Source organism: Dokdonella sp., assembly GCF_049593775.1.
Taxonomy (GTDB): Bacteria; Pseudomonadota; Gammaproteobacteria; order Xanthomonadales; family Rhodanobacteraceae; genus Dokdonella.
The window spans coordinates 1-11,902 of record NZ_JBAWHJ010000134.1; the positions used below are offsets into that span (position 1 = coordinate 1).

The 11,902-nt window shown below is 58.7% G+C and carries 5 protein-coding genes; 4 read left to right on the forward strand and 1 reads right to left on the reverse strand.

Annotation, left to right across the window (positions count from 1 at the left end; all coding sequences use genetic code 11):
- Positions 1-359: 359 nt before the first annotated feature.
- A complete protein-coding gene (locus WBP53_RS04680) occupies positions 360-2,030 on the reverse strand; it encodes an AMP-binding protein (RefSeq protein ID WP_423926434.1) in 1,671 nt (556 codons plus the stop codon).
- A gap of 506 nt (positions 2,031-2,536) precedes the next feature.
- On the opposite strand from WBP53_RS04680, the gene WBP53_RS04685 reads away from it, so the two are divergent.
- From WBP53_RS04685 to WBP53_RS04700, 4 genes are all read left to right on the forward strand, one after another.
- A complete protein-coding gene (locus WBP53_RS04685) occupies positions 2,537-4,966 on the forward strand; it encodes a hypothetical protein (RefSeq protein WP_423926436.1) in 2,430 nt (809 codons plus the stop codon).
- A gap of 357 nt (positions 4,967-5,323) precedes the next feature.
- A complete protein-coding gene (locus tag WBP53_RS04690; protein ID WP_423926438.1) occupies positions 5,324-7,837 on the forward strand; it encodes a delta-60 repeat domain-containing protein in 2,514 nt (837 codons plus the stop codon).
- Positions 7,838-8,169: 332 nt separating this feature from the next.
- A complete protein-coding gene (locus tag WBP53_RS04695) occupies positions 8,170-10,662 on the forward strand; it encodes a hypothetical protein (RefSeq protein ID WP_423926440.1) in 2,493 nt (830 codons plus the stop codon).
- Positions 10,663-10,703: 41 nt separating this feature from the next.
- A partial coding sequence (locus WBP53_RS04700; RefSeq protein WP_423926442.1) for a delta-60 repeat domain-containing protein occupies positions 10,704-11,902 on the forward strand: 1,199 nt, incomplete at its 3' end.

Sequence of the window (11,902 nt, forward strand, 5' to 3'; positions counted from 1 at the left end):
TGAGATATTGGGCAGCCCCCAAGTCGCAAGACCGGCAAGGCTCATTGAGAATTGTCTTCTATGCTGCACCCTGTTCGCTACTAATGGTCCGCTTCTGGCCGAGCAGCGACGGTCGCAAGTCGACCCATAGCAGCCGCCGGGCAGACTGGCTGCGGGTTAGAGCGCGACCCGCAGATGTCTGGCTTTCGATTGATTCCGGATTTGGAAGCCGCCCAATGCAGATGGTTCCGCCACATGGCTGTTCGGTGCTGGACTCGCAGCGATCAAGGCGAACAAATCTGGACAGCCAGTGCAGGCAACTTTTGGTCGGAAGCTCTACTCGGCTTGAATAGGCCGCCATCGACCAGAACAGGGCGGAGCTACCGAAGTTCACGCCTCAATATCTTGCCGACCGCGGATTTTGGCAGGCTGTCGCGGAATTCGATGACCTTGGGTTGCTTGTAGCCGGTCAGGTTCTTTCTGCAATGGGCGCGAAGATCGTCTTCGCTCAAAGCAGGGTCGCTGCGTACGACGACCAGACGCACGGCTTCGCCGCATTTTTCATCGGGAACGCCAACTGCGGCGGCTTCGAGTACGCCGGGATGCAGGCCGACGACATCCTCGATCTCGTTCGGATAGACGTTGAATCCCGATACCAGGATCATGTCCTTGCGACGATCGAGAACGTAGTAATAGCCCTGCTCGTCAGCGCGCGCGATGTCGCCGGTACGAAACCAGTCGCCATCAAAGAATGCGTTCCGGGTTTCTTCCGGCTGATTCCAGTAGGCCTTGGTCATCTGCGGCCCGCGTGCGCAAAGCTCGCCGGGCTCGCCGGTCGGAACGATCTGCCCGCTTTCATCACGCAAGCTGATTTCCGTTTCGGCCACGGCCATGCCGATGGATCCCACCGGGTTGGCACCGTCCACGCGGTTCCAGGTAATGGCGGCGGCGGTTTCGGAGAGTCCGTACCCCTCGATCACCGGGCAACCGGTGACTTTCAGCCAACGCTCGGCCGTGCCGCTGCGCAGTGCCGTTCCGCCCTGCAGGCACAGTTTCAGATTCGAAAAATCCAGCGACGAGAAGTCAGGATGATTGAGAATCGCGTCGTACAAGGTGTTCACGCCGGAAAAGAATGCGGGTTTGAGTTTCGCGAATGTCGCAACCAGGCCAGGAATGTCGCGCGGATTGGTAATCAGTACGGAGTGGTAGCCGTGTGCCATGTTGAAGATGAGATTGCTATAGGCGGCAATGTGGTAGATCGGCAAGCAGATCAAGACCGTATCCCTCGCCGGATCAAGCAGCCGTCCGAAGGTTTGCTCCGCAGCGGCCACGTTGGCCACCACGGCACTGTGAGGAAGTACCGCTGCCTTCGACAATCCGGTCGTGCCGCCGGTGTATTGCAGTTGTGCGGTATCGCTCGCGCTGGCCTTCGACTCGACGCGAGGAAGGGCAGCACCACGCGCGAGTGTCTTCGGCCAGCGCACGGCGCCTGCGATAGCGAACGGCGGAATCATCTTTTTCACGTGTTTCAGGGTGAAATCGACAATCGCGGACTTTGGCCAGGGAAGCATGTCACCCACCCGTGTGGTGATGACCGTGCGGACAGCCGTGCCCTTGAGGGCTTCGGCTGCGACCGCACCGAAGTTGTCCAGAACGACAAGGACGGCCGAGCCAGAATCACTGAGCTGGTGATGCAGTTCGCGTGCCGTGTACATCGGGTTGACCAGCACGGCGACGAGGTCGGCTCGCAGCACGCCCAGTAGTGCAATGGGATACTGCAGCAGGTTTGGCAACATGATCGCTACGCGCTCGCCGGATTTGAGACCAAGCTCATTGCGCAGGTAGGCGGCGAAATCCGCACTCAGTCGATTCACATCGGCATAGCTCAAGCTGCAACCCAGATTGCTTGCCGCTGGCAGCGTGGCATTGCGTTCGCATGCCGCGATCAGTATTTGTGGAATGGTCTGATCGTCGTCGAATGCGTCGCTTGCGACATTGACGAAGTCCGCCTGGCTCAGGCTCGACCTCACATTGCTACCGAATGGCTTCATCCCCAACGTACTCCTCTGATGATCTAGATGAATCGCGGTTCGACGATAGCGAAACCCGGCGCCACTGGATACGGCTGCCGCACGCCAGTTCGGCGTGTTTCGGCACCCCCACCGACCCGATGAGATCAAACGGGACGGGAATGAACGAGGCCCAGCGACACCACCGGCACCCCATCGAGCCAGGGATCGTCCCGGCCAGTGGTCTCCAAGTCATTGAATCGACGGGTTATCAGAATAATTTCACAGTTCTTGCATTTCTTTTCCGAGGGAACAGGCGATGCTTGGGCCCAAGCATCAATCGCGGCCCGGTTCATCGTCCTGTTTGGCGCCGTCAGGCGTCGCTCAGCGGGAGGGAAATACCGCGATTGCCTGTCGTTGTTGTGCGGTTCGATGTGAAGGGAGCCCACCTTTCGCCTTTCGGGATCTTGCGCCCCCACACTCAGGAATCGTTTTCTATGACCCCCAAGCTCCGAAATCCGCGATCCAAACCTGCCATCACATACCGGATGCTGCTTATTCTCGGGTTGTTGCTGACCTCCCGTGCATTTGCCTGGGACGTCGATGATGGCTTTACCGCCGATGCCAACAACAACGTGTTCGCACTGGTAGTGCAGGACGACGGCAAGATCATCGTCGGCGGCTCATTCACGACCATCAACGGGCAAGCGCGGCAACACATTGCGCGACTCAATGCCGACGGCAGCCCTGACCCGGGGTTTACCGCAGCCGTGATCGACGATGCTGTTGACCACGCGGTCGTGCAGCCAGATGGCCGCATCGTGATTGCCGGTGACTTTTCACAGGTAGGCGCCTACGCACGAGACCGAATCGCGCGACTGAACCCCGATGGCAGCGTCGATGTCAACTACAGCCCGAATGTCAGTGACGCTGGAACGCAATACATCCGTTCGATAGTTGTGCAATCGGACGGGAAGTTGGTAGTTGGTGGCAATTTCGACACTTTCGGCGGTGTTGCCCGGGAGAACATTGCGCGCATGAACATCGATGGCAGCCTGGATCTATCTTACGCGCCGGAAATTGGTGGAACCGTCGAGGCGCTCATCATCCTGGCCGATGGTCAACTGATCGCTGGTGGCACTTTCTCAATTGATAACTCGGGTTACGCCAATATCGCACGTCTGCGGATTGATGGCAGTGTGGACTCGACATTCCTGGGGTACCTTGACCCCTACACCATGGACGCCATGGCACTTCAGCCGGATGGCAAGCTTGTGGTGGTTGGGTATGGCCTGATCGTGCGCTTGAACGCCGATGGCAGCCGCGACTTGAGCTTCCCGATTCTGGCTCCTGACAGTTTCGTTGAAACGGTCGCCGTACAAGCAGATGGCAAGATCCTTGTTGGTGGCAGCTTCGACATGATCGGTAGCACAGCGCAAGAGAACATTGCACGAATCAATACCGACGGTAGCGTGGACACCGCTTACAACCCCGGCGTTGGTTCAACCATCAGAAATCTGGCGCTCCAGTCCGACGGCAAGCTGCTGGTTGCCGGTGGATTCGGCACGATCGGCGGTCAGCCGCGGATACGGCTCGCCCGCCTCAATATCGATGGCAGCGTTGACGCAACTCTTGATTCGGGTGCGAACAACTACATTTCCGCGATCGCACAGCAGGCGGACGGCAAGTTGCTGGTAGGAGGGGGCTTCTCCACGCTGGGTGGCGAAGCACGCGGCCGTATCGCGCGACTGAACGGCGACGGCAGCGTTGATACCTCGTTCAATCCCGGTGCCGGCAATGCGGTATTCGCGATGCTCGAGCAGGCTGATGGCAAACTCGTGGCAGGCGGAATTTTCAGTTCGTTCGGCGGAGCCACGCGCAACCGCATCGCGCGCCTGAATGCCAATGACAGTCTTGACACGGGCTTCAACCCGAACGCAAACAATAGCGTCTACGCGATAGCGCAGCAGGCCGACGGAGAACTTCTGGTGGCGGGTGAATTCACCACTATAGGTGGCCAGACGCGGAATCATTTGGCGCGCCTGGGTACGGACGGCAGCGTCGACGGCACGTTCAATCCATCGCCAAACGACGCCGTCCACGCAATCGCCCAACAGGCCGATGGAAAGATCGTGGTGACGGGGGATTTCACCATGATGGGCGGCCAGACCCGCAATCGGATTGCACGACTGAATTCCGATGGCAGCGTCGATTCGATCTTCAATCCCAACGCCAATGGCCCTATCAACGCGGTGGCGCTGCAAGTGGACGGCAAATTGCTGGTGGGCGGCAGCTTCGATGTGATCGATGGGCAGAGCTGCCGCAATCTGGTCCGTCTGGACGCCGACGGTAATCTCGATACGAGCTACATCCCGACAGTAAACGGAATCGTATACACGCTGGCGCTGCAGACCGATGGTCGATTGCTCGTGGGCGGATTGTTCGAAGAAGTCAATGGCCAGCTGCGCAGCAATCTCGCCTTGATCAACTCCGATAGCAGCCTCGACGCAAACTTCAATCCTGGTGCAGATGCGGTCGTCAACGCGCTCGCACTGCAGGCCGATGGAAAGCTGGTTGTCGGTGGAGCGTTCAATACATTTGGCGGCCAACCACGTAGCAAATTCGCGCGTCTGAGTGCGCCACAGATGGTTACGGACTCGCTGGACTTTATCGGCTATTCGGGCGGTAGCAGTGTAATTCGCTGGATTCGATCAGGCGGTGCGCCAGAACTGTCCCGGTCGCCGCAACTGGAATTTTCCGTTGGCGGAAACACTTGGGGATTGGTCGGGGCCATGCAGCGCGATGGCGGTGACTGGCACTACACCGACTACCTTCCACCTCAAGGCACATCGTTCTATTTGCGTGCAACCGCCTCGGCCAGCGCAGGCCTCTATGGCGGATCGGGTAGCCTGATCCAGAGTGCCAGAGTTGCTTCCACAATCTACAACGATGGCATCTTCATTGATGGGTTCCAGTGATCGATCGCCAGTGTGGACACGACACCTGAACATCCTGGCGGATCTTCCAGAAATCGATGGGATCAATGGCTACCAATGGCAGAGAAGAATTCTTGAGGGGCTGTGGTTGAACACCTTCGCGCCATGTTCGAAGAACAATGTTGCAATTCTTGCCAGTATCTATTGACGAAATCGCTGAGAGTGACCCATTCATGAATCGCGTCCCGGTTCATTGCCAGAGCGACGCCATCCGCCGTCGCTCTGCGGAGCCCTCCGCTGCGGCCGCCAGTCGCTGATGTCAGGTTCGATGTGCAGGGAGCCAACCCCTTGCATGCTCGAAATCCTGCGCGGCCAATCTCCACTCAGGAATCGTTTCCGATGACCCGCAACCTCGCAACTCCGCCATCGCTCTTCACCACCACATGCCGACTGCTTCTGTTGGTCGGGTTGTTCCTGTCCTATAGCGCATTCGCTTGGAACGTCGATGACGGCTTCTCGGCGGATGCCAACGGCAATGTTCTAACTCTGGCCGTGCAAGACGATGGCAAGATCATCGCGGGTGGTGAATTCACATCCATAACCGGGCAAGCTCGACAGCGGATCGCGCGCCTCAATGCTGATGGCAGTATTGACCCAAGCTTCACCGCGCCCACACTAAACGCAAACGTGTTGGCAGCGCTCGTTCAGCCAGACGGACGCATCGTGATAGCCGGCAATTTCTCCCAGGTCGGCGCGTTGGTGAAATACTACATTGTGCGTTTGAACACTGATGGCAGTGTCGATGCGAGCTACAGCCCAAGTGTCAGGAGCAGCAGTGGTTTCGAAATCAAGGCGCTTGCCTTGCAGTCTGATGGGAGGCTTCTGGTTGGCGGGAACTTCGATACCGTTGGAGGCGTGGCGCGAGTAAATCTCGCGCGCTTGAACAGCGATGGCAGCCTGGATGTTTCCTATGTGCCGGATGTGAGCGGCGGCGATGTCGATGCGTTGGCGATCCAGGCCGACGGAAAACTTGTTCTGGGCGGTACTTTCGACTTCGTTGACGGCATATTTCGCGCCTACATCGCGCGATTGGAGACCGATGGCAGCCTGGATTCGTCGTTCCAGCAAAGTATAAATTGGTGGACCAGAGCCCTGGCCATTCAACCAGACGGCAAGGTGCTGGCAGCGGGCGAGCGACTCACGACGGGAGCCATTCCCACTCCTGCGATCCGGCGCTTCAACGCCGATGGCAGCCCCGATCCAAGTTTTAGTGCAGAGCCGGATGACGAGGTGACTTCGGTTGTGCTGCAGGCCGACGGCAGGATCATCGTGGGTGGCTACTTCACCAAGATCGGTACAACATTTCGCTACCGGGTTGCACGCCTGCATGCCGACGGTAGCCTGGATGCAGCGTTCAAGGCTGACGCCACGTTTTGGGTATCGGCTCTGGCCCTGCAGGCCGATGGCAAGCTTCTGGTGGGTGGGCGATTCGAAAGTATCGGCGGACAGTCACGTCAACGGCTGGCCCGACTCAACATCGATGGCAGCGTCGATGCGACCCTCGATCCCGGCCCAAACAACTACGTTGCCGCAATCGCGCAACTGACCAACGGCAAATTACTTGTAGGGGGCGGCTTCACCACGCTGGATGGCGAAGCGCGCAGCCGCATTGCCCGTCTGAACGGTGACGGCAGCGTCGATGCCGCATTCAATCCCGGTGCCGGCAACGCGGTGTTCGCGATGCTGGTACAGGCTGACGGCAAGCTCGTGGTTGGCGGACTCTTCAGTTCGTTTGGCGGCGCTTCGCGCAATCGTATAGCGCGCCTGAATGTCGACGACAGCCTCGATACGAGCTTCAATCCGGGCCCGAACAACAGCATCTACGCCTTGGCGCAACAGGCCGATGGCAAGCTCCTGGTAGGGGGCGCATTCAGCACGATCGCCGGTCAGGCCCGCAATCACCTCGCGCGCCTCAACGCCGACGGCACCGTGGATACCTCATTCGATCCGTCGCCAAACAACACCAACGTCTACGCCATTGCGCAACAAGCCGATGGAAAGATTCTTGTGTCTGGCGACTTCAGCATGATCGCCGGACAATCGCGCAATCGCATTGCGCGATTGAATGCCGATGGCAGCGTTGATGCAACGTTCAATCCGGACGCCGATGGTCTGGTCTACGTCATGGCGCCGCAAGCAGACGGCAAACTGTTGGTCGGCGGAGACTTCGACACCATCGGAGGCTTGGCCCGCAACAATCTTGCCCGTCTGAATGCCGATGGCAGCGCCGACGCGACTTACGTTTCTGACGTGGTCGGAATTGTCTACACCTTGGCGCTGCAAGCCAATGGCAGCTTGCTGGTGGGCGGTGCGTTCAGTGCCGTAGACGGGCAGCCGCGCAGCAATGTGGCGTTGTTGCATGCCGATGGCAGCCTCGACGCCGGATTCAATCCTGGCGCCGATGCGACGATCAACGCGCTCGCATTGCAGGCCGATGGCAAGCTCGTTGCCGGTGGCGCATTCGCTACATTCGATGGCCAGCCACGCAGCAACCTGGCGCGCTTGAGTGCGCCGCAAACGGCCACTGATTCACTGAGCATCATCGGCTACCAGAAGGGCGGCAGCGTGGTCCGCTGGATGCGTTCCGGTAGCGCACCGGAACTGGCACTGCCGCCGAAGCTCGAAGTCTCAGTGAACGAAGGAAGCAGTTACGGCACGATCGGTAGCATGCAGCGCATTTCTGGCGGCTGGCTCTACAGCGGCTGGCTTCGGCCATTGAATTTTCAATTCCACCTGCGCACCACCGCCGCCGCCAGCTCGGGTCTCTACAGCGGCTCCAGCAGCCTGATCCAGAGCACACGCATCTCCTATCTGAGCCGCAATGACGGCATCTTCTATGATGGCTTCGAATGATCGGGGCGGATCGCCATTTCGAATAGTCCCCGCGCTCGGCCTCGGATGCGGACGATGCCGCGCCATTCGAATTAACGCGGGGAACCGCCGGTTCTGACTACCGGCGTGGTCAATTAAGCCAGTGGCGGGCACCGGGATCATGAGTTTCAGCCATGATCCAACGGCGTGACACCGCGCTGGATCGCTGCCGATTCGGCGGCAATAGCTTGTAAAACACCCTGTTTTTCAATGGCTTGACAACTCCTTGATATCTCCTTGAGAGGTACTGAAGAACTTCCGTCTCTCCGCAATGCATCGTCGTGCTCTGGGCGAACTTCAGGCGGAGCAGCGACATGCGGAAATTCCATCACTCATGGCTGACAGGCTTGGCGCTATTGATCCTGTCGACCGATGCACTCGCATCGAACGTCGAAGACCGGTTCTATACGACAGTCAATGGCGTTGTCAGATCACTGAATGTACAAGACGATGGCAAGATCCTCTTTGGCGGAATCTTCGTGGGCATCAACGGTCAGTCGCGGCTGAATGTTGGTCGCATCAATGCCGACGGCAGCACCGATATGAGTTTCGGTGAAATAATCGTCGACTCTCGGGGAGTCTCGGACAGCGCCGTCCAGGCCGATGGTCGAATCGTCATTGCGGGTGAGTTTTCGTCCGTGGGTGGTGCGGAGAGGGACGGTATCGCGCGTCTCAACGCCGACGGCAGCCTCGACGTCAGCTACGACCCAAACCTCGGTAGCGAAGGAATCGCATACACGCTCGCCATGCAGTCCGATGGAAAGGTTCTGGTGGGCGGGTCTTTCATCGGCGCCGGAGGCGTGGCAAATGTACCGCTCGTGCGTCTGAACAACGACGGAAGTGTCGACGCATCATTCAACTCGGCCCTGGTTGGCGATGCAACGGTTCTGGCCTTGCAAGCCGACGGTCGGGTACTTGTGGGCGGGTCGTTCGATCCGATCACCCAGGCAAACCCTTTTGGCAGATCTGAAACCCTGTTTCGCCTGAACGCCGATGGCAGTCTTGACCCCACGTTTCGGTTCCAGGGCGACAACACCATCTATGGATTGACGATTCAGCCGGATGGCAAGGTTTTGGCAGCGCTGGGCATTTCTCCGGACTCGCGTGGCTTGATAGCCGATGGGTTGAGTCGATTGAATAGTGACGGCAGCGTAGATACCGGTTTTGCAGCCAGTCTGAATAACGGGGCGCGTGCCGTTTCCCTGCAGGCAGATGGCAAGATCATCGTGGCTGGCGGTTTCACGGTGGCCAACGGACAAGCACGCAATGGCATCGCACGCTTCGACACCGATGGCAATCTGGATGAGACTTACAATCCTGACGCGAACTCCTTTATTACGACGATACGACTTCAAGCGGATGGCAAACTGCTGATCAGCGGAAACTTCAGCAGTGTTGGCGGCCATGCGCGGCCCAAGCTCGCCCGCCTCAACATCGATGGCAGTGTCGACGCTACCCTCAATCCAGGCACGAACGGCTATGTCAATTCGATCGCACAGCAAAGCGACGGCAAGCTTCTGATAGGCGGCGGCTTCACCACATTGGATGGCCAGGCACGCAGCCGGCTGGGCAGACTCAATGGCGATGGCAGCATCGATGCGGCTTTCGACCCCAATCCCGACAATGCCGTTACCGCCATATTGGTACAAGCGGACGGCAAGCGTGTTGTCACCGGCTACTTCACCACCATTTTCGGAACGTCTCGCAACGGCATGGCGCGGATCAACGCCGACGACACGCTGGATGCGGGCTTCAATCCTGGCCTGACCGGCGAGCTCTTTTCAATGGCGCAACTGAGCGATGGCAAGTTGCTGGTCGCCGGTGATTTCAGCATGATCGGTGGCCAGACGCGAAACTACATCGCCCGGCTCAATTCCGACGGGAGCGTGGACGGTGGATTCGCGCCGATAACCAACGATATCGTCTATACGGTTGCGACGCAGGCCGACGGAAAAATACTGGTAGCAGGTGATTTCACGCTGATCAATGGCGAAACTCGAAATCATATTGCTCGCCTGAATGCCGACAACAGCGTCGACCTGTCTTTCAATCCCAATGCCAACAGCTCGATCTATGCGCTATCGGCGCAGCCGGACGGAAAGCTGCTGATTGCTGGCGACTTCACCACCATCGCAGGGCAAGCACGAAGCAGACTTGCCCGACTGAACGCGAATGGCAGTCTTGACGCTTCCTACGTTCCGAGTATCACCGGATCGATCGCCACGATGGCGTTACAGGCCGATGGCAAATTGATGCTGGGTGGCAACTTCACGGCGATCAACGGCCAACCACGAAGCCGGCTGGCCTCGTTGAACGCCGACGGCAGCCTCGACATGGCGTTCAATCCTGGCGCCAATCAGGCGGTCAACGCATTGGCCCTGCAGGCTGATGGAAAACTGGTTATTGGTGGCAGCTTCAGCACACTCGGCGGGCAGCCCCGAAGCAACCTGGCACGCTTGAGTGCTTCCCAGGCCGTGTCCGATTCGCTGGATTTCATTCGCTATTCCGACAACAGTGCACTACTCCTCTGGATGCGCTCCGCCAGTGCGCCGCAGCTAACCCGTGCCCCGCGACTGGAGATTTCGGTAAACGGTACGGATTTCCAGAACATCGGCACCATGCAGCGCACCGCGCGTGGCTGGAGTTTTGGCGATCTCGCCACCCTGCCGACGAACTCGCTGTATTACTTGCGCGCCAGCGGCGCTGCGAGCTCCGGCTTGTACAACGGCTCGGGCAGCCTCATCCAGAACACGCGACAGACCACCAACAGCTACGACGAAGGTATTTCCAGGAACGGATTTGATTGACTGAAGCGCGTCCCCACCCAGCCCACTAACGGAATAGCGATATGCGAAAAATTCATCATTCATGGTTGGCCGGGCTGGCATTTCTACTCGCGTCCGCCCACGTGCTCGCATCAAGCGTCAATGACGGCTTTTCAACCATGCTTTCGGATCAGGGTGGACGGGCAGCCCGAGCCATCACTGTGCAACCCGATGGCAAGATCATCGTCGGTGGCGTGTTTCCGACCGTCAATGGACAGTCGCGTCGACAAATCGCTCGGGTGCATGCCGATGGCAGCTTGGATATGGGCTTCGCCGACAGCTTCCCGAACGGACTCGTGCGTGTTGCAGTGCTGCAATTCGACGGACGCATTCTGATTGGCGGCGACTTTTCGGAAGTCGATGGTGTTACAAGAAACAAGTTGGCCCGTCTCAACGCCGACGGCAGTCTCGACGCCAGCTACAACCCGGATTTCGGCAGCGGATTCGGTTTTATCGCCGCGATCACACTACAGCCTGATGGAAAAGTCATCGTGGCTGGAGGATTCAACAGCGTCGGTGGAGTGGTCCGCGCCAACCTGGCTCGCTTGAACGCCGATGGCAGTCTCGACACGTCGTTCGCACCGAACGGATTCGCGTTCCTCTTCGCGATGGCGCTACAAGCGGATGGGGGGCTGATCGTCGGAGGAAATTCAGACCTCGCCAGGTTACAACCGGACGGAACTGTTGACCCGACGTTTCAGGCAAGTCTCGCTGATACGACCCTTGCTCTAGTGATCCAGCCTGACGGCAAGATACTGGCAGCTGGAGGAAACCTGACCAGCGGTGGCCCGAGTATCAATCCGCTGAGGCGATTGAATGTCGATGGCAGCAATGACTCGAGTTTCGACGTCCAGTTGACCGCAACAGTGCACGATATCGTCTTGCAGTCCGATGGCAGCGTCATTGCGGGCGGCGCTTTCAGTTCGATCGGCCCAGTCGCGCGAAACAGGATCGCGCGCTTTGACACCAACGGCAACCTGGACGCATCGTACGATCCGAACGTCGACAATGTGATCTACGCCGCGACTCTCCAGCCGGATGGAAAGCTGTTGATCGGCGGCGGATTCCTGACTGCAGGTGGCTACCCTGCCCTCAGGATCGCACGCCTCAATATCGATGGCAGTGTGGACGCCACGCTCAATCCAGGCACCAACAGCACGGTCAACGCACTGGCACAACAGGCCAACGGCAAACTATTGGTTGGGGGTGCCTTCACGTCTCT